17 protein-coding genes are annotated in these 18,297 nt (G+C 61.8%); 4 read left to right on the forward strand and 13 right to left on the reverse strand.

Translation table 11 applies throughout. The annotated features are described in order from the left end of the window. The 4 genes from IV091_RS02550 to IV091_RS02565 form a co-directional block, all read right to left on the reverse strand. Positions 1 to 233, reverse strand: a 233-nt coding sequence (locus tag IV091_RS02550; protein ID WP_293464672.1) for a biotin/lipoyl-containing protein, incomplete at its 3' end; no start/stop codon positions are given. A gap of 47 nt (positions 234 to 280) precedes the next feature. After that, on the reverse strand, positions 281 to 3,169 hold the full coding sequence (locus IV091_RS02555; protein WP_293464675.1) for a 2-oxoglutarate dehydrogenase E1 component: 2,889 nt from the start codon (positions 3,167 to 3,169) through the stop codon (positions 281 to 283). Between the two features lie 250 nt (positions 3,170 to 3,419). Then, positions 3,420 to 5,330 (reverse strand): propionate--CoA ligase, encoded by a 1,911-nt coding sequence (locus IV091_RS02560; protein ID WP_293464678.1) that lies wholly within the window; start codon positions 5,328 to 5,330, stop codon positions 3,420 to 3,422. A gap of 36 nt (positions 5,331 to 5,366) precedes the next feature. Continuing rightward, positions 5,367 to 6,353 (reverse strand): MDR family oxidoreductase, encoded by a 987-nt coding sequence (locus tag IV091_RS02565; protein WP_293464680.1) that lies wholly within the window; start codon positions 6,351 to 6,353, stop codon positions 5,367 to 5,369. A 272-nt stretch (positions 6,354 to 6,625) separates the two neighbouring features. Here IV091_RS02565 and IV091_RS02570 point away from each other — a divergent pair, with 272 nt between their 5' ends. After that, positions 6,626 to 8,356 (forward strand): ABC transporter ATP-binding protein/permease, encoded by a 1,731-nt coding sequence (locus IV091_RS02570; protein WP_293464683.1) that lies wholly within the window; start codon positions 6,626 to 6,628, stop codon positions 8,354 to 8,356. Between the two features lie 41 nt (positions 8,357 to 8,397). Here the strand turns inward: IV091_RS02570 and IV091_RS02575 are convergent, their stop codons facing one another. From IV091_RS02575 to IV091_RS02610, 8 genes are all read right to left on the reverse strand, one after another. Beyond that, positions 8,398 to 9,021 (reverse strand): isochorismatase family protein, encoded by a 624-nt coding sequence (locus IV091_RS02575; RefSeq protein WP_293464685.1) that lies wholly within the window; start codon positions 9,019 to 9,021, stop codon positions 8,398 to 8,400. A gap of 50 nt (positions 9,022 to 9,071) precedes the next feature. Beyond that, positions 9,072 to 9,572, reverse strand: a complete 501-nt coding sequence (locus tag IV091_RS02580; RefSeq protein ID WP_293464688.1) for a DUF2721 domain-containing protein — start codon at positions 9,570 to 9,572, stop codon at positions 9,072 to 9,074. An 81-nt stretch (positions 9,573 to 9,653) separates the two neighbouring features. Further along, the gene (locus IV091_RS02585) at positions 9,654 to 10,919 is read right to left on the reverse strand and encodes an Hsp70 family protein (RefSeq protein WP_293464691.1); all 1,266 of its coding nucleotides are present in this window, start codon (positions 10,917 to 10,919) and stop codon (positions 9,654 to 9,656) included. After that, positions 10,916 to 11,419 (reverse strand): hypothetical protein, encoded by a 504-nt coding sequence (locus IV091_RS02590; RefSeq protein WP_293464722.1) that lies wholly within the window; start codon positions 11,417 to 11,419, stop codon positions 10,916 to 10,918. The genes IV091_RS02585 and IV091_RS02590 overlap by 4 nt, the downstream gene beginning before the upstream one ends. 268 nt (positions 11,420 to 11,687) lie before the next feature. Next, a complete protein-coding gene (locus IV091_RS02595; RefSeq protein WP_293464693.1) occupies positions 11,688 to 11,993 on the reverse strand; it encodes a hypothetical protein in 306 nt (101 codons plus the stop codon). After that, a complete protein-coding gene (locus IV091_RS02600; RefSeq protein WP_293464695.1) occupies positions 11,990 to 12,694 on the reverse strand; it encodes a hypothetical protein in 705 nt (234 codons plus the stop codon). The genes IV091_RS02595 and IV091_RS02600 overlap by 4 nt, the downstream gene beginning before the upstream one ends. Then, a complete protein-coding gene (locus tag IV091_RS02605; RefSeq protein ID WP_293464697.1) occupies positions 12,691 to 13,683 on the reverse strand; it encodes a mammalian cell entry protein in 993 nt (330 codons plus the stop codon). The genes IV091_RS02600 and IV091_RS02605 overlap by 4 nt, the downstream gene beginning before the upstream one ends. A 20-nt stretch (positions 13,684 to 13,703) precedes the next feature. Further along, positions 13,704 to 14,432, reverse strand: a complete 729-nt coding sequence (locus IV091_RS02610; protein ID WP_293464725.1) for an ABC transporter permease — start codon at positions 14,430 to 14,432, stop codon at positions 13,704 to 13,706. Between the two features lie 162 nt (positions 14,433 to 14,594). Here IV091_RS02610 and IV091_RS02615 point away from each other — a divergent pair, with 162 nt between their 5' ends. Beyond that, entirely contained in the window at positions 14,595 to 15,248 is a 654-nt protein-coding gene (locus IV091_RS02615; protein ID WP_293464700.1) for a LysE family transporter, read from the forward strand. Between the two features lie 13 nt (positions 15,249 to 15,261). On the opposite strand, the gene IV091_RS02620 is transcribed toward IV091_RS02615, so the two are convergent. Further along, the gene (locus IV091_RS02620; RefSeq protein ID WP_293464728.1) at positions 15,262 to 16,377 is read right to left on the reverse strand and encodes a PQQ-dependent sugar dehydrogenase; all 1,116 of its coding nucleotides are present in this window, start codon (positions 16,375 to 16,377) and stop codon (positions 15,262 to 15,264) included. A 311-nt stretch (positions 16,378 to 16,688) separates the two neighbouring features. Here IV091_RS02620 and IV091_RS02625 point away from each other — a divergent pair, with 311 nt between their 5' ends. Together IV091_RS02625 and IV091_RS02630 are read left to right on the forward strand one after the other, a co-directional pair. Continuing rightward, positions 16,689 to 17,309 carry a C40 family peptidase gene (locus tag IV091_RS02625; RefSeq protein WP_293464703.1) on the forward strand — a complete coding sequence of 207 codons (621 nt, stop codon included), beginning with the start codon at positions 16,689 to 16,691 and terminating at the stop codon, positions 17,307 to 17,309. Positions 17,310 to 17,473: 164 nt separating this feature from the next. After that, positions 17,474 to 18,297, forward strand: an 824-nt coding sequence (locus tag IV091_RS02630; protein ID WP_293464705.1) for a nucleoside recognition domain-containing protein, incomplete at its 3' end; no start/stop codon positions are given.

Here is an 18,297-nt window from a genome sequence, read left to right on the forward strand (position 1 = left end):
TCGATTCTTGCGATCACCTGGTCAGACACCACGGTGCCGCCGTCGGCAACCACCAATTCAACCAGCACGCCGGCGGACGGCGCGGGTACCTCGAGCACGACTTTATCGGTCTCGATTTCAATCAGGATTTCGTCCACGGCAATTGCGTCGCCGACCTTCTTTTTCCACTGCAACATGGTGGCTTCCGCCACGGACTCGGACAACTGGGGAACTTTGACTTCTACGATGGCCATTTTGATTCTTTCGGATGATTCTTGTGTGATGAGAAACTGGCGCGACCTTACTTGGTCAGCACAAAACCCTTGAGCTTGCCAAAAGCGCCATTGACCAGCGACTTTTGCTGTTCCTGGTGCAGATGCGAGTAGCCCGCCGCAGGGGAAGCAGATGCAGCCCGTCCGGAGTAACCCAGCTTCTGGCCTTCCAGCATGTTCTCGTGGATGTAGTGCTGCACAAAGAACCAGGCGCCCTGGTTTTGCGGCTCATCCTGGCACCACACAATATCGGTGGCATTCGGGTATTTTTTCAGCTCGGCCGCAAACGCTTTATGCGGGAACGGGTAGAGCTGCTCGACGCGCAAAATCACGGTATCGTCGATGCCCTTTTCATCACGCGCTTTGACCAGGTCGTAGTACACCTTGCCCGAACAGGCAATGACACGCTTGACCTTGTCGGCCTTTTTGATGATCTCTTCCCGGTTCTCCGGAATAACCGTCTGAAAGCTGCCTTTCGTGAACTCGGACAGCGGGGAGGCCGCATCCTTGTTGCGCAGCAATGACTTGGGCGTCATGATGACCAGCGGCTTACGCAAGTTGCGCACCATCTGGCGACGCAAAATGTGGAAAATCTGGCTGGCAGTGGTGGGCTGAACCACCTGCATGTTGGCGTCGGCTGACAGTTGCATGAAGCGCTCAAGGCGCGCCGAACTGTGCTCAGGCCCCTGGCCTTCATAGCCGTGCGGCAGCATCAAGGTGATGCCGTTGACGCGGCCCCACTTCACTTCGCCGGACGCGATGAACTGGTCAATCACGACCTGTGCACCGTTGGCAAAGTCGCCAAACTGCGCTTCCCAGATCACCAATGTATTCGGGTCGTTCGACGCGTAGCCGTATTCAAACGCCAACACGGCTTCTTCGGACAGGATGGAGTCGATGACGACAAACGGCGCCTGGTTTTCGGAAACATTTTGCAGGGGCACATAGGTGCCGGTGTCCCATTTTTCGCGGCTCTGGTCGTGAATCACGGAGTGGCGATGGGTAAAGGTTCCGCGTCCGCAGTCTTCACCGGACAAGCGCACAGGGTAGCCGCTGGCCACCAGCGAGGCGAATGCCATGTGCTCACCCATGCCCCAATCCACTGGAATATCGCCACGGCCCATGGCCGCACGATCGTCATAGACCTTTTTAACCAGGTTGTGCGGCGTTACAGTGGCGGGGATGGTAGTGATTTTTTCAGCCAGGCGCTTCCACTCGGCCATGGGAATGGCGGTGTCGCCGACATCGGTCCACTTTTTGCCAAGGTACGGGCTCCAATCGACGGCATATTTGCTTTTGAAGTTGGTGACGACAGGGTCAAACGTGCTTTTGCCCGCGTCAAGGGCTGCCCGGGTGGCCTTGACCATGTCGTCGCCCAGGGTCTCGCCCATGCCTTGCGCCGTCAGCTTGTCGGCGTACAGCCGGCGCGTGCCGGGGTGTTGCGCGATCTTCTTGTACATCAATGGCTGGGTCAGGGCAGGCGTGTCCTGCTCGTTGTGGCCCAGTTTACGGAAACAAACGATGTCCACCACGACATCTTTCTGAAATTCCATGCGGAATTCGAGCGCCAGCTGGGTCGCAAGCACCACGGCTTCCGGGTCGTCGCCGTTCACGTGCAGTACCGGCGCTTCGATCATCTTCACCACATCGGTGCAATACAGGGTGGATCGGCTGTCGCGCGGATCGCTGGTGGTAAAGCCGATCTGATTGTTGATCACCAGATGCACGGTTCCGCCCGTGAAGTAGCCACGGGTTTCCGCCAGTGCCAGCGTTTCCATGACCACGCCCTGCCCTGCAAACGCCGCGTCGCCGTGCACCAGCACCGGCAACACCTGCAAGCCCTTGGGGTCATCCCGGCGGTCCATACGGGCGCGCACCGAGCCTTCAACGACAGGGTTGACGATCTCAAGGTGGGACGGATTGAAGGCCAGTGACAGGTGGACAGGGCCGCCCGGGGTCGTGACATCAGAGCTGAAGCCCTGGTGGTACTTGACGTCACCGCTTGGCAAGTCTTCAGGCGCGGTATGGTCAAACTCGGCAAACAGGTTGGCCGGCACTTTGCCCAGAGAGTTGACCAGCACATTAAGCCGGCCGCGGTGCGCCATGCCAATGACGATTTCCTGCACGCCGATCTCGCCGCCGCGCTGGATCAACTCATCCATGCTGGCGATAAAGCTCTCACCGCCTTCAAGCGAAAAGCGCTTTTGACCGACATACTTTGTATGCAAAAAGCGCTCAATGCCCTCGGCCGCGGTGAGCCGGTCAAGAATGTGAAGCTTTTTCTCTTTGCTGAAATTCGGCTTGCTGCGGATGGTTTCCAGTTTTTGCTGCCACCAGCGCTTCTGGTTCTGGTCGGTGGCGTACATGTATTCGGCGCCAATCGTGCCGCAATAGGTCTCGCGCAGCGCGTTCATCAACTCGCGCAAACTCATGGTTTCGTTGGCAAAGAAGGTGTTGCTCGTGTTGAACACCGTCTCCTGGTCCGCATCGGTGAAGCCGTAGAAAGCCGGGTCCAGTTCGGGAATGTTGTCGCGCTCGGCGCGTTTGAGGGGGTCCAGATCGGCCCAGCGGGCGCCAACGTTGCGGTAAGCCGCAATCAGTTGCTGAACGGCCGTGCGCTTGCGTCCCATTTCGGAATCGGCACTGGCCACGACAACCTTGGTTTGACCCAGCTTGGCGCGCTCGGCAAAGGCGTTGACGACCGGCAAGTGGGGAACGTCTTTGGCGTTGCTGCCATCCACTGCGGGAACGTGCTGAAGCGCATCGAAATACTCGCGCCAGTTGTCCGGCACGCTGCCAGGATTGGCCAGATAATTTTCGTACATCTCTTCGACATAAGGCGCATTGCCGCCGAAAAGATAGGTATTGCCTTGATAGGCAGTGTAGACAGATGCAGGTGACTGCGAGTTTGAACTCATATCCGCTGACCTCCGTTTCCCTTGGGGAAACATTAGCTGGTTAAAGCTGGTTAATTAACCTTCCGCAACACGGCTGGACCGATTAGCGGATGCGACTGTGGCAGGAAGGACCTTCAGAAACAGAGGCAATTGTGCCACCGAACCGTGATGACGGGGAAAAGATGCGCGTGCCATTGGCCCGCAAAAGCGGGCCCCATGGGGCCCGTCTCCCTTGTTTACCATGGCCTTGTCGCGCAAAGCCGTGCCGTCATCAGGCGGCAACCCGGTCCTTGATTTGCTGCAGGGCCGCCGGGTCGTCCATCGTCGTCAAATCCCCCGCGTCGCGTCCTTCGCACACCGCCTGTATGGCGCGGCGCAGCAGTTTGCCGCTACGGGTCTTGGGCAAGGCCGACACAAACCGAACCCGCGCGGGCCTTGCAACCGCGCCCAAGTCACCGTCCACCCGCTTCATGATCTCGCTCTCCAGCGCGAGCGCGGCGGCCCCGTCTTGTGCCAGGCTGGCGTCTTTCAGCACGACAAAAGCCATGGCAACCTGCCCTTTCAGCGCATCGGCCACGCCGACCACCGCCACCTCGGCCACTAGCGAATGACCCGAGATGCTCTCCTCGATTTCGCGCGTGCCCAGCCTGTGACCCGCCACATTGATGACATCGTCGGTGCGCCCCAGAATGAAAAAATAACCGTCCGCGTCGCGTATGCCCCAGTCAAACGTGCTGTACACCAGCTTGCCCGGGATGCTCTTCCAGTAGGTATCGACAAAGCGCTTGTCATCTTTCCAGATCGTTTGCATGAAGCCCGGCGGCGTCGGGCCTTCAATGACCACCACGCCTTTTTCGCCAGGCGCGGTCAACTCCTCGCCGGTGGACTCATGCAGCAGCTTGACGTTGTAGCCATACATCGGAATGCCGGGGCTGCCAAACTTGCTGGGCTTTTTCTCCACGCCGTTGGCAATCGTCAAGATCGGCCAGCCGCTTTCGGTTTGCCAGTAGTTGTCGATGATGGGCACGTTCAGTCCTTCGCTGATCCAGCGCGCCGTCGGCTCGTCCAAGGGCTCGCCCGCCAAGAACAGCGCGCGCAGGCTCGACAAGTCGTATTTTTTCAGCAGCGCCGGGTCCTGTTTCTTGAGCACACGCACTGCCGTCGGCGCGCTGAACATGACCGTGACCTTGTACTTTTCGACCAGTTCCCACCAAACGCCGCCGTTGGGCTGCCTGTCCAAACCCTGGGTCGGCAGGCCTTCGTACATGATGGTGGCCATGCCGGCAATTAGCGGACCATAGACGATGTAGCTGTGCCCCACGACCCAGCCGATGTCACTGGTGGAAAAGAAGGTTTCGCCGGCCCGGCCGTCAAAAATGTGCTTCATGCTGGCGGCCAGCGCCACGGTGTAGCCGCCGGTGTCGCGCTGCACGCCCTTTGGTTTGCCGGTGGTGCCGCTGGTGTAGATGGTGTAGCTGATGGCGGTCGAGTCGATCCATTCGCACGCAACCCGCTCGTCAAGATGCTGCGCGCGCAAGTCGCGCCAGAGATGGTCGCGCCCGGCTACCATGTCCATGGGTGCCAGGCTGCGGTCGGCCAGCAACACGGCGCCCGGCTTGTGGCTGGACAGACGGATCGCTTCGTCCAGCAGCGGCTTGTAGGGCAGCGCCTTGCCCCCGCGCGAACCGGCGTCGGCGCTGACAATAACCTTGGGCGCGGCATCTTCAATGCGCGACGCCAGCGAGCCGCTGGCAAAGCCGCCAAACACCACGCAGTGAACCGCGCCGATGCGGGCGCAGGCCAGCATGGCAAAGGCGGCCTCGGCAATCATCGGCATGTAGATCAGCACGCGGTCGCCTTTGCCCACGCCGAGCGCCTTCAGGCTGGCGGCCATGCGCTGCACTTCAGCGTGCAGGTCCTTGAAGGTGTAGGTTCTCTCGGCCCCTGTTTCGCTTGAAATGGCGATCAGCGCGGCCTGATCCGCCCGGTCCTTGAGGTGCCGGTCCACGGCGTTGTGGCACAGGTTGGTCTGGCCGCCTTCAAACCACTGCACGAACGGCGGATTGTCGTAGTTGCACACCCGGTCAAAGGGCTGGTGCCAGTCAATCAGCTTGGCCTGTTCGGACCAGAAGACGTCGGGCTGGTCTATGGATTGGCGGTAAAAGTCTGCGTAGCTTGTCATGGCTTGTCTCCGGATGCTTATTTGCTTATTGCTGGTTTAAATTTTGATGACGACACGGCCACGGACCTTGCCTGCCATCAGGTCCACCGCCTTTTCAGCGGCGCGCGCCAAGGGAACTTCTTCAATCATGGATTCGAGCCTGGCAGGGTCCAGGTCGGTTGCGAGGCGCTCCCAGGCCAACTGGCGCTTGGCCAATGGCGCCATCACGCTGTCCACACCTGCCAGCGTCACGCTGCGCAAGATAAACGGCATCACGGTGGCCGGGAAATCCGCGCCCTGCGCGAGTCCGCAGGCCGCCACCACGCCGCCGTAGCGCGTCTGCGCACAGGCATTGGCCAGGGTGTGCGACCCCACGGCATCGACCACCGCCGCCCAGCGCTCTTTTTGCAACGGTTTGCCCGGCGCAGACAGCTCGGCCCGGTCCATCACGCGGGCTGCGCCCAGTTGCAACAGGTAACTTTCCTCGCTGGACTTGCCGGTCGCCGCCACCACGGCATAGCCCAGCCGGCTGAGCAAAGCCACCGCCACGCTGCCGACGCCGCCGGTGGCCCCCGTCACCAATACTTCGGCGCCCGCTGCAGAGGCAGGCGTCAAGCCGTGCTGTTCCAGTGCCAGCACGCACAGCATGGCGGTATAGCCGGCCGTGCCAATCGCCATGGCCTGGCGCGTCGTGAAGGCGGCCGGCAGCTTGACCAGCCAGTCGCCCTGCACGCGCGCGCGCCCGGACATCAAACCCCAGCGCGTCTCGCCCAAGCCCCAGCCATTGTGAACAAACTTGTCGCCGGCTTTCCAGCGGGCATGCGTTGATTCCAGCACCGTCCCCGCCCCATCAATGCCCGCCACCATGGGCCAGTTGCGTACCACCGGGGCAGTGTTGGTAATGGCCAGGCCGTCTTTGTAGTTCAGGCTGGAGTAATCCACCTGAACCAGCACGTCGCCAGCCGGCAATTGGGACTCATCGGTGTCAACCACCGCGGCAGAAAAGCCCGCGTCGGATTTGCTGAGTTGCAAGGACTTGAACAAAGGCTTTCTCCCGAAAGTGAGCGCAAAAAGTGCCATGAAGACGTTGAAACTGAATTCTTAATTATGAACACCGGTCTTGCGGCAAGCTGACGACCAGCATGGGCGGAAGTTACGGCAGGAATTTATGCTATTAACTACATAGCTATCAACGTCCGTAGTTATTGGGCTAAATCAACTTTTTATGCTGAATCTTGAATTTTTTCACTTAGGCAGACCACAACTTTCGCCTTTTCGTATCCAATTGGCCCAAGGCCACACCGATGCAAGCGCCCATGACGACCGAAGACAACCCTGGCTTCAACGCCCGCCTTTGGCGGCGCTTCGTCACGATCGCGCGGCCTTACTGGCTATCGGATGAACGCTGGCGTGCCCGGGGCTTGCTCGTCCTGCTGGTCTTGCTGCTGCTGGGACAAACTGCCTTCAACGTGCTGTTCAACCAGGAAACAGGCGAATTCACCTCGGCCCTGGCCGCACGCGATACCGAACGTTTCTGGGCCTCGATCTGGCGATACACGGCCATTCTTGCGGCGGCGGTGCCTATTTATGCTTTGTACTATTACGTGCGCGACACGCTGGGCCTGCGCTGGCGCCGCTGGTTGACGGACCACTTTCTGGCGCGCTATTTTGATCAGCGCGCCTACTACCGGCTCAATGCGGCCTCCGGCATCGACAACCCCGACCAGCGCATTGCCGAGGACATCAACACCTTCACCCAGCAGTCGCTTTACTTTTCAATGATCGTGCTGGGCTCGGTGATCCAGCTTGTTGCTTTTTCCAGCGTGCTGTGGACCATCTCGCAAGGGCTGGTCTATTTTTTAGTCGCCTATGCGGCATTCACCACCGTGTTCACGGGCGCGGTGTTTGGCAAGCGGCTGATTGGCCTGAACTTTCGCCAGTTGCAGCGCGAAGCAGACTTTCGTTTCGGCCTGGTTCGGGTGCGCGAACATGCCGAGCCAATTGCCTTTCACGATGGCGAGGCGCGCGAAATGTCGGCGCTGCAGCGTATCTTTGCGGCGGCCTACGCCAACTACCAGCAGGTGCTGCGCTGGCAGTTCAAGCTCAACCTCTTTCAGTACGCCCATGGTTTTTTGACCATCGTGCTGCCCACCGTGATCATTGCCAACGATGTCCTGTCCGGCAAGCTGGAAGTCGGCCGGGCGATCCAGGCCGCAGGCGCGTTTGCGGCCATCCTGAGCGCGCTGACGGTCATCGTTGAACACTTTGAGAGCCTGAGCCGCTTTTCCGCTGGTGTCGACCGGCTGCATGCTTTTTCGCACGCGCTGCAGACGCAGGCCAGTCCACCCCCGTCTACCCACGACGATAGCGCCGGGCAGATCCGCACCGAGCCCGGCTTTGAACTGGCGCTCGCGCGCCTGACGGTGCTCACGCCCAACCGCGAGCACCTGCTGGTGCAAGGGCTCACGCTGGCCGTCAGGCCCGGCGAGGGACTGCTGATCGTCGGGCCGAGCGGCACCGGCAAAAGCTCGCTGCTGCGCGTGATTGCCGGTCTGTGGAACACGGGCTCGGGCGAAGTCACCCGCCCGGCCGGGTCGGACATGCTGTTTTTGCCCCAGCAACCCTATTTGCCGCTGGGCGACCTGCGCTGCCAGCTGACCTACCCCCAGACAGCGAGCGACATTTCGGATGAAGAACTGCTGCAATGGCTGGAGCGTGTGAATCTGCCCACGCTGGCCGAGCGCTTCGGAGGCCTGGGCACCGAGCTGGACTGGTCGCGGGTGCTGTCGGTCGGTGAGCAGCAGCGGCTGGCCTTTGCCCGCGCCTTGCTCGCCAAGCCGCGCTATTTGCTGCTGGACGAGGCCACCAGCGCGCTGGACGCTGCCAACGAAGAGCTCCTGTACAGCCAGTTGGCCGGCCTGTCGATCACACCGGTCAGCGTCAGCCATCATCCAGCCATCATGAAATACCACCACTGGATCATGGAACTGCCCGGCAATGGCAGCTGGATGGTGCATGAGGCAAGCGGATACCTTTGGGTGCCGTAAAAAACCTGATTCGGTGCCGGGCTGCCCCGGCCTGCCTGCGCTTATTTGATCAGCGCCAAAATATCCTTGAACCGCTCGTGTTCGGCTGTGCGCAGCCACTCAAACGCCACCATCTCGGTGGTCACCAGTTCGGCACCTGCGCCGGCCAGCCGGTCAAAGGCGGCATCGCGGTTGCGTTCAGACCGCGAACTGCAGGCATCCGTCACCACCCACACGTCAAACTCTTCCTCCAGCAGCTCCAGCGCGGTCTGCATCAGGCAGACATGCGCCTCGCAGCCAGCCATGACGATCATGCTGCGGCCTTCGTCTTGCGGCTCGGGGGGGTTTTGCATGTGCTTGGGCAGGCTGCGGGCATTGCCGCCTTGCGGGGCTTTGCGCGCTGGCGGGCGCAGCCATTCGACCAGGCCGTCGGCAACGGCGCTGAAATGCATCTTGGCCAGCGTCTTGCCGCCGGCGGAGTCAATGGCAGCCTGCAAATCGGGCAGGTTCTGGCCCAGCTTGTCGGGGGTCTGGGCGGTGCCCCAGATCGGCACGTCCATGATGCGCGCCATGCGGGCCAGGCGCAGGGCATTGGCAACAACCCGTTCATTTTCAAAAATGGCGGGCATCAGGCGGGCCTGGTAGTCGACCAGTACGAGTTGGGAGTCATCGGCATCGAGCAACATGTTTATTCCTGAATGTGAAGCGAGCGCCAAAAATAATGGGACGCCCGCAATTAAAAATCTTGAATGGGTTTTACTGACTCTGGAACCTGCTCTGCCAGGTGGGACGGCAACTCGGCAAACTTCAGCAGCCGCGTGGCCAGCAGCGTTTCAGCCAGAAAACACACCAGCGCCAACAAAAAGAAAATCACGCCGGCCAGAAAGCAAACCGTGGCAATCTTGAAAATGGGCAACTCGCTGGTCTCGCCCAGAAACAGCAAAATAATCGTAATCCCGATCAACATCGCGCAAAACGTCAGCAAGGCAATGCAGATATTGACGAGCCAGCCGCGGCGCCTGAGCTGCCGCAACTCGGCGTACATCCGGGCAGCACGCGACGCCTGCACGCCGCCATCTTCAAGCCGGTTCTCAAGAAAGCGGGCGCGGTCGATGATCCGGGCCAGCCGGCCCGCCACGGCGGCAATCATTCCAGACACGGCCGTCAGCAGGAAAACCGGCGCCACGGCCAGCTGTATGCCGTGCGTGACCGTGGCCAGGTCAGGCGCAAAATTCATGCTCGGCTCCCGCTGCAAAAGGTTGTTGATGGGTTGTTGATGGGCTCATTTTGTCACGGGCATGCGGCGCGGCCCCGGCTTTTAGCCGAACTTGCGCTGGGCATCAAGCGCCAGGCCGGCGCCAATGCTGCCAAACAAGTCACCTTCGACGCAGCGGGCCTGCGGCGTCAGTGCCAGCACGCGCTCGCGCAGCAGCGGCACGCCGCTGGAGCCGCCGGTGAAAAACACCGTGTCAATGCCCGCCGCTGCCACACCCGCATCGCGCAGCAGGCGCGCCACGGTATGTTCAACCGATGTGACCAGCGAATCGATGGCCCGGTCCAGGTCGGCGCGGTGCAGCGTCACGGTTTCGCCGGACGCTATGCGGTCCATGTCGATGTGCGTCTCAGGGGCGTTCGACAACTGGATTTTGGCTTCCTCGACCTGCATCGCCAGCCAGTGGCCGGCGCGCTCGCGCACCAGGCTTTGCAGCCGCACCAGCTTGGGCTTGTCGCTGGCATCGCGGTGCAGGTCGGTGATTTGCGACCAGGCTTTTTTGGTGTAGGCCAGGTTGATGGTGTGCCAGGTTGCCAGGTTGAAGTACTGGGCCGACGGCACTTCAAGGCCGCTTTTCAGCTGGCTGCCCAGTCCCAGCAGAGGCATCACGCTGGCCAGGCTCAGCACCTTGTCAAAATCGGTCCCGCCAATGTGCACGCCGCCGCTGGCCAGGATGTCGTCACGCCGCTCGGCGCGCCGGGCGCGCTCTGGTCCCACGCGAATCAGCGTGAAGTCAGACGTGCCGCCGCCGATGTCGACCACCAGCACCAGTTCTTCGCGCGAGATTTGCGACTCGTAGTCAAAGGCGGCGGCAATCGGTTCGTACTGGAAAGCAATGTCGCGCAGGCCGGCCTTGCGGGCGATGTCGGCCAAGGTGTTTTCGGCGCGCTGGTCGGCCTGGGCGTCGTCGTCAATGAAAAACACCGGGCGGCCCATCACGGCGCGGGTAAATGGCCGCCCGGCAGCGCGCTCGGCCCGGCGCTTGAGTTCGCCGATAAACTGCGCCAGCAACTCACGAAACGGCAGCGCGCGGCCCATGACTTCGGTGTGCTCGTCAATCATCGACGTGCCCAGCAGGCTTTTGAGCGAACGCATCAGCCGCCCCTCGTGCCCGGCCAGGTAGTCGGTCAGCGCCGCGCGGCCATAGCTGACGCGGGCTTCTTCGGCATTGAAAAAGATGACCGAAGGCAGGGTCGGCTTGCCGTCTTCCAGGGCCAGCAGTGCGGTTTGCCCCGGGCGGCTCCAGCCGGCGGTGGAATTGGATGTGCCGAAGTCGATCCCGCACGCGTCAAATTCAATCGGCCCGCTCATCGCTCTGACGGCTTGGGAAAGTCGCTCTCAACCCACTGGGTGGCGCTGGCGCGGTTGAGCTTGAACGAGGGCGCCACGCGCACCTGCCGCAGCGGCTCGCCACCCTCCTCGCCTTCTGCGTGGGCACTGAGCAGCGCATAGGGGTTGTCCTCGTCCGGAACGATGTCGAGCGAGACGGTGATGCGGGCCGATTTGGCGCTCACCGTGATGCGCTGGTGCAGCGTGGCGTGCAGCTGCTGCTCATGCCGGCGTACAAACTCCGAGGCGGTTTTGACCAGCGTGTGAAAAGCGTTGACATCGAGCGGCTTGGGATTCTTTTTGTCGCGCCCCATGGTCCAGGGGCCAATCAGCGCGGGCTCGGGCTCGCCGTCCCTGATCATGGCCACAGCCCAGCCGTCGTCGTCTTCATTTTTCAGGACCTGCGCGGTCCAGCCGTCGTCGCGCCAGAGACGCGGCTCCTGTATTTTCGGGATTTCTTCGGACGGGGATTCGGCGGCCAGGTCAGGCGGCGGCAGGCGGGAGTCTGTCAATGCGCAATCACTCAGGTAGAAAATTCGGGGGCAGGCAAGGCGCCGGCAATGCACCAGCAAAGCGGCGTTGCAAACGCGGGAGGGGAATTTTACTGTTCAGCGCACCCGGTGCAAGCCGCGGGCCATGAAAAAATTGAAGATGGAGCCGCACCTTGTGCCTTAAGAATTTTTAGCATCAAATAGGCCTTCAGACCATTTCTCACCGCGCTTTATAGCTATATTTTCAATAGCAGAAAAATCAACTGCGAATGTCGAACTGCGCGTCGCCCATGTAGCGATGGGGCCCCAGGGCCGCCGTCATGGCGGCAGACTCGGCGGCCTGCCACTGGCTGAAAATTTCCAGTTCATCGGATGACAACACGTCTTGCGCTGGCGTTTCGCCATAAATGGCCACGAGTCGCTTGTAGGCGGCATACACCGGCTCGACCAGGCTGGCATCGCCCAGCGCGGCGTCCAGCGCCGCCCTGAAACGCTGCTCTGCAGCCCGCAACGCCTCCGGGGAACCGTCTTCTTCGAAGGCATAAAGCCTGAGGGTGTAACTCACTGGTTGTCCTTCGTGCGGTCTTTGGCGGGTAAAGCGCTGCCTTGCGTGATGGCGATGCGTCGGCGCAGCCTGGCAGCCGCTTCAAGCTCGCCCGCCAATTCTGCGCGCTGAGCCTGCACAGTGAGCCAGGCCAGCAGCGGGCGACGCCAGCCTTGCTTTGACGCGGTGTCGATGGCCTGCACGATGACGGCCGGGCTGGCCTTGCCGGTTTGCAGCAGCACGCCAGCCGCCACCAGTTGCGACAGCGGATCGGCGATACCCGGCACGGCGCCTGCATCGCCGGCGGCGGCAGCGCGTTGTAGCGCGGGCAGCAAAGCAATGCCTTGCGGTGGCACCTGGCCGCGCAAATAGTCGGCGTAGGCGCGCTGGGCCTCGGTGGCATCCGGTCGCAGGGCCTCAAAACCGGCACAGGGCTCCAGCACCAGGCTGGCCACGCGGGTGGCGCAATGCAGCAGCTCGGCCGTGGCCAGCAGGTCGGCGCGGCCCGTGCGGGCAAGCTGGCTGCGCGCGCGCGTCAGCTCGGCCTGCTCGACCCGACTGTTGCCTTCCATATAGGCCGCCACCGAGCGCTCCATGGCGCCTTTGGCTTCCAGTTGCCAGTCGGGCGGCTTGGGGCCGCTGGCGCATCCGGCCAGCAGCGATGCACCTAGCGACAAGGCAGCCCATCGTATCGTCGCGGCCCTGGTGGTTGCGGTATTCATGGCAGCTTGATCTCCGTGTCGCGGGCAAAAGGCCATTTCCGGTTGATCTCATTGACCAGGCCTTCAACCTTGCGCAGGCTGGCCTCCACCTCGCCGCGCAAGGCGCCCAGATCATCCGTGGCCTCTTTGGCGTTGGAACTGACGGCCTGGGCATCGATGAGAATGGCGTCGACTTTTTTCAGGCTGGTGCGCGCCTCGCCCAGCATGGCGTTGAGCTGGACGACGGCGGCGCGCGTCTCGGGCATCACGCCCTTCTCACCAAACACCTGGGTATCGGCTTTGACCACCAGCCCATCGAGCCGGCCCAGCAGCGCGTTGGTGCGATCCAGCGTGGCGAGCAACTTCTTGGCCTCGGGCTCGCCGCCAAGCAGCACCGTGAGCGCACCGCCAGGGCCGTTGAGCCGTCCGGTCAGGGTCTGCAGGTTGGCCAGGGTTGTGCCCACTGCACCGCTGCTGCCGGTGAGCCGGTTAAGGTTGTCGATCAGGTCCTTGGCGGCGGAAACCACTTTGGGAATTTCCGCGCTGGCATCGCCCTGCAGCACCGTGCGTTCGGCGCCGTCGGGCAAAACCGGGTCGCCGAGCAAGCCGGTGTAGGCCCGAATATTGGTGCTGCCCACAATACCGCGCACCAGGGTGAAGACGCTGCTGGTGCGCAACCAGTGGGCGTCTTTGGCGGCCACGTCAACCAAAATGCGCGCCTTGCCGTCTTCAGCCAGCTCGATGCGGCGCACCCGGCCAATCGGAAAGCCTGAAAATGTGAGGTCCATGCCGATCACCACGCCTTCGGAGTCGTCGGCGATCAGCACGAGCTTTTGGGTGCGTTCAAAGGCGCCGCGCGCATACATCACAAACAGCACCGAGCCGCACACCAGCAGCAGCATGAAGAGCATCAACAGCCTGGCCTTGAGCTCCAGGTTGGCCACCGGGGCGGGCTCTGCGGCTTCAGGCAGGGCTGGCGGCGTTACGAGGGAATCTTGGGGTGAAGTCATGAGTGGCAGGTGTTCAGGAATCAATAGTAGTTGCCAACCAGGGAGGCCACTTCAATCAGCAAGATCAGGGCAAACATGCGGACCAGCCCGCGCATTTCAGCACTGGTGCGCACGCTGGCGCCACGCATGTCGGGCATGCCATACAAGGCAGAAGCCATGGGAATCAGGGACACTGCAAGGGAAAAAAACAAGGTCTTGAGCACAAAAATAAGCGTGACCGCCGGGCTGAACACCTGGCCAAACAGCCGGATGTAAGACGCTATGCCCGACACGGTAAACCCATAGCTCGCCAGATAGGCTACCACCAGCACCACCGCGCTGCTGAGCGCTGCCAGCGTGATGCCAGAAAACATGCCGGCCACCACGCGCGGCAGCACTTCGCGCCGGACCGGGTCCAGCCCCTGGCGGCGCATCTCGTCCAGTTCTCCACTGGTCTGCATCGCCGTGAGCTCGGCGCCGTCCGGAATGGTGCAGCGCAGCGCCACAAACAGGGCTGCGGTCAGGGGAATCAGTTCCAGCACCAGCACGCGAATCACCACCTGCAGGGCATACTGCGACAGCCCGTAGCTCATCGCCGTGACCAGCACAATGCGCGTGAGCACCACCGTGACCAGGGCGCACAGTACGGTGAACCACAGCAAAATAGGCGCAGTATTGAGGTAGATGTGCCGAGCCAGCACCCGTCGGCTCTGCTGGCTGTAGCTCGACGGCGACAATGTCAGCACCAGGATCATGGCCCCGAGCTGCATCAGGCGCCACCACTCGGTGAGCCATTGCTGCGCAGCGCGGCCCGTGCGCGCGAGCCAGGTTTCCAAAGTTACCTTCGTCATTCAAGCATGATAACGGCGGCCCTGCCGCGTGCCTGTAGGATCGCTCCTTCACAGACATCAACCGAAAACAGCACCCACGCCATGGATATTCACACCTGGACCGCTTATTTCCTTGCCGCCACATTGATTGCGATCTCGCCCGGCTCGGGTGCCATTCTGGCCATGAGCCACGGCCTGAACTATGGCGTGCGGCGCACCCACACCACCATCGCCGGGCTGCAAGCCGGTCTGCTGGTGATCCTGCTGGTGGCGGGCGCCGGTGTCGGCTCGCTGCTGGTGGCCTCCGAGCTGGCATTCAGCATGGTCAAAACACTGGGTGCGGCCTACCTGATCTACCTGGGCTGGTCGCAGTGGCGCTCCACCAGCACCTTGACGCCGGAGTCGGGAACCTCCACCGATGCGGATGTGCTGCCAGCGGGCAGGCGCTGGCTCTCGGGCTTTTTGACCAACGTCACCAACCCGAAAGGCATTGTGTTCATGGTGGCGGTACTGCCGCAATTCATCAGCCCCGGCCGGCCGCTCTGGCTCCAGTTGCTGGTGATTGCGCTGACCACGCTGGCGGTCGACACCGTCGTGATGCACGGCTACGCGTTTGCAGCCAGCCGCCTGCAGACGCTGTTTAAAAATGCACAAGCCATCAAGTTGCAAAACCGCGTGTTTGGCGGGCTGCTGATGGCGGTGGGCACGGGCCTGTTTTTTGTCAAGCGCAGCCAGCAGGTGGCGCAGCCGATCTGAGGCGCCCCGCGCTTTAATCGGGCAGCAGGCGAATCAGCTTGCCGTCGCGGCTGTCGGTCAGCACATACAGCAGGCCGTCCGGTCCCTGGCGCACGTCGCGAATGCGCTCGCCCACCTCGGTGAGAAGCTTGCTTTCTTTCACAACCTTTCCGCCAAAGGGCGCGGACAGTTCAATCCGGTCCAGATAGCCAAACTTGAGCGAGCCCACAAACAGGTTGCCCCGCCACGATTTGCCGTAGCGCTCGCTGGTCAGGAAGGCCATGCCCGACGGCGCAATCGAGGGGACCCAGTAATGCAGGGGTTGCTCCATCCCGGCTTTGCGTGTCAGCCCCTCCCCGATCTTGCCGCCGCCATAGTTTTCACCATAAGTAATCACGGGCCAGCCGTAGTTGGCGCCCGCCTTCGGCAGGTTGATTTCATCGCCGCCCTGCGGGCCGTGCTCTTGCACCCAGAGCGCGCCCTCGGGCGTGAGCGTGGCGCCTTGCGGGTTGCGGTGGCCATAACTCCAGATTTCGGGCAGCGCGCCAGGCGTGTTCACAAACGGATTGTCCCGGGGCACCGAGCCGTCCTTGTTGATGCGCACCACCTTGCCATGGTGGTTGCCCAGGGTTTGCGCGTCTTCCTTGCGCGAGAAGCGCTCGCCCAGCGCCAGGAACAGCTTGCCATCGGGCCGGCCGTTCAGGCCCGGTGTGCGGCTTTCAACAATGCGGCAGCCGAAATGGGCCGAACTGGCAACCTTGGGCTTCTGGCTGAAAATCACCTCCACCTTTTCCAGCCGGGTGTCATCCGCGCTTAAGGTGGCGCGCGCCAGCGCCGTGCTGTTGCCACTGTCACTTACCGCGGGTTCTGAAAAGCAAAAATACAGGCTTCGGTTGCGGGCAAATTCACTGTCCAGCAGCACATCAAGCAGCCCGCCCTGCCCGCCCGCAGCGATTTCAGGCAAGCCCGTCACGGGCGCTCCTGACTTGCCGTCCATGCCCACCACCCGCAAGCGGCCGGGTCGCTCGGTCACCAGGAAGCGGCCGTCCGGCAGAAAAGCCAGCGCCCACGGATTTTGCAGACCTGCTGCCACGATTTCCGGGCGCACGGACTTCGCCTGGGCATGCGCCCCCGGCAGAGAACAAGCCATCAACATGACAGTACAAAGCAGTTGCGTGCAGGGGACTTGAAACATGGAGAGGACTCCTGAATTGCGGAAGATGGACTTTGGCACAGGCGTGCGCAGGGCCCTAGGGTTGAAATATCCCACGGATCGCGAATTAATGCTGACGTGCCAAATAAGGTTCACAGGTCACAGCTTAAACGGCAGTACGAACCCGGCACGCCCCCAGGGAAAACCCCATAACCACACAAAATCTTTACAAATCAATGGCTTGGGAACGCAATCCAGAAGCCGCTTGAGGTTGACGTAGGACCAATCCTTCAAGTATGCTCGGCGCCATGCGAACGATTACCCAAGCCCTCGTCATTGCCTCTGTCGCGCTGCTGGCATTGAGTGCTCACGCGGCACCCGGAAATTCAGACGACGACATGGACAAGCTGCTGCTTGACAAAGGCCTGCTGTCACAGATCGGCCAAGTCCGGCAAAGCGTCACCAACAAGGCGTCCGAGTTGGTGGTTAACGCCATGGGTTTTCTGGGGGTGCCCTACAAATGGGGCGGCAATTCGGCTGAAACCGGTTTTGACTGCAGCGGTTTTGTACGCGCCATCTACGAACAAAGTGTGGGGCTGCTGTTGCCACGCAAGGCGGAGCAACAGGCCGCAGCCACCCAGAAAATTGAAAAAACTGACCTAAAACCCGGTGATCTAGTTTTTTTCAACACCATGCGGCGTGCGTTCAGCCATGTGGGCATCTATATTGGTGACGGCAAGTTCATCCACTCGCCCAGAGCCGGCTCTGAAGTGCGCGTCGAGAGCATGGGTTTGAGTTATTGGCAGCACCGCTTCGATGGCGCACGCCGGGTATCGGCCGCGCAGCCGGCGCAAGCGGCCATCACGTCAATGCCTGTCGCGGCGCTTCCTGCAGCGTCACCCTTCTCGACGTTTTCAAGCGATAACTGACTGCACAACCAGGCCGCCTGCTACGCAAGCGGGTTCTCTGCTTTTTGCCCGAGCCGCTCCTTGAGTGGCACTGCCTTTCTGGCGCGCTTTCAAACAACCGTTTAATAGAGCATTCGTCGCCCCCTGCCGGGCTATGATCCCCGGCATTGATCGGGGAACAACGGATGCTCAACGGCCTATGGCTTGGATTTTTTTTGCTCGCGACCGTGTCGGCGCTTTCGCGCTGGCTGCTGGGCGGCGACCCGGCGGTGTTTGCGGCGATGGTCGAGAGCCTGTTTGCAATGGCCAAGCTGTCGGTCGAGGTGATGGTGATCCTGTTCGGCACCCTGACCTTGTGGCTGGGCTTTTTGCGCATTGCTGAACGCGCCGGGCTGGTCGATTGGCTGGCGCGGCTGCTCGGGCCGCTGTTTGCCCGGCTCATGCCGGAAGTGCCACGCGGCCACCCGGCACTCGGACTGATCACGCTGAACTTTGCCGCCAACGCCCTCGGGCTGGACAACGCGGCCACGCCGATAGGTCTGAAGGCCATGAAGGCATTGCAGACGCTCAACCCCAGCCACACCACGGCCAGCAACGCGCAGATCCTGTTTCTGGTGCTGAACGCCTCATCGCTGACCCTGCTGCCGGTGAGCATCTTCATGTACCGCGCCCAGCAGGGCGCCGCCGATCCGACCCTGGTGTTCTTGCCGATTCTGCTGGCCACCAGCGCGTCCACCCTGGCCGGCTTGCTGTCGGTGGCCTTCATGCAGCGGCTCAAACTCTGGGACCCGTTGGTGCTTGCCTACCTGATTCCCGGTGCGCTGCTGCTGGGCGGCGGCATGGCCGTGCTGGCCGGCTTATCGGCCGCCGCGCTGGCAGCGCTGTCGTCGCTTTTGGGCAACGTCACGCTGTTCGGCTTGATTCTGCTGTTTCTGCTGGTCGGTGCTTTGAGAAAAGTGCCGGTGTACGAGGCTTTTGTGGAGGGCGCCAAGGAAGGGTTCGAGGTGGC

Source organism: Polaromonas sp., from assembly GCF_018780625.1.
Lineage (GTDB): Bacteria > Pseudomonadota > Gammaproteobacteria > Burkholderiales > Burkholderiaceae_C > Polaromonas.

Excerpts from the sequence above, each read along its gene's own strand:
- IV091_RS02580 (WP_293464688.1), bottom strand. The coding sequence starts at position 9,572 with ATGAATTTTGCGCCTGACCTGGCCACGGTCACGCACGGCATACAGCTG.
- IV091_RS02610 (WP_293464725.1), bottom strand. The coding sequence starts at position 14,432 with ATGCAGCTCGGGGCCATGATCCTGGTGCTGACATTGTCGCCGTCGAGC.
- IV091_RS02625 (WP_293464703.1), top strand. The coding sequence starts at position 16,689 with ATGCGAACGATTACCCAAGCCCTCGTCATTGCCTCTGTCGCGCTGCTG.
- IV091_RS02620 (WP_293464728.1), bottom strand. The coding sequence starts at position 16,377 with ATGGCTTGTTCTCTGCCGGGGGCGCATGCCCAGGCGAAGTCCGTGCGC.
- IV091_RS02570 (WP_293464683.1), top strand. The coding sequence starts at position 6,626 with ATGACGACCGAAGACAACCCTGGCTTCAACGCCCGCCTTTGGCGGCGC.
- IV091_RS02560 (WP_293464678.1), bottom strand. The coding sequence starts at position 5,330 with ATGACAAGCTACGCAGACTTTTACCGCCAATCCATAGACCAGCCCGAC.
- IV091_RS02600 (WP_293464695.1), bottom strand. The coding sequence starts at position 12,694 with ATGAATACCGCAACCACCAGGGCCGCGACGATACGATGGGCTGCCTTG.
- IV091_RS02555 (WP_293464675.1), bottom strand. The coding sequence starts at position 3,169 with ATGAGTTCAAACTCGCAGTCACCTGCATCTGTCTACACTGCCTATCAA.
- IV091_RS02605 (WP_293464697.1), bottom strand. The coding sequence starts at position 13,683 with ATGACTTCACCCCAAGATTCCCTCGTAACGCCGCCAGCCCTGCCTGAA.
- IV091_RS02585 (WP_293464691.1), bottom strand. The coding sequence starts at position 10,919 with ATGAGCGGGCCGATTGAATTTGACGCGTGCGGGATCGACTTCGGCACA.
- IV091_RS02575 (WP_293464685.1), bottom strand. The coding sequence starts at position 9,021 with ATGTTGCTCGATGCCGATGACTCCCAACTCGTACTGGTCGACTACCAG.
- IV091_RS02615 (WP_293464700.1), top strand. The coding sequence starts at position 14,595 with ATGGATATTCACACCTGGACCGCTTATTTCCTTGCCGCCACATTGATT.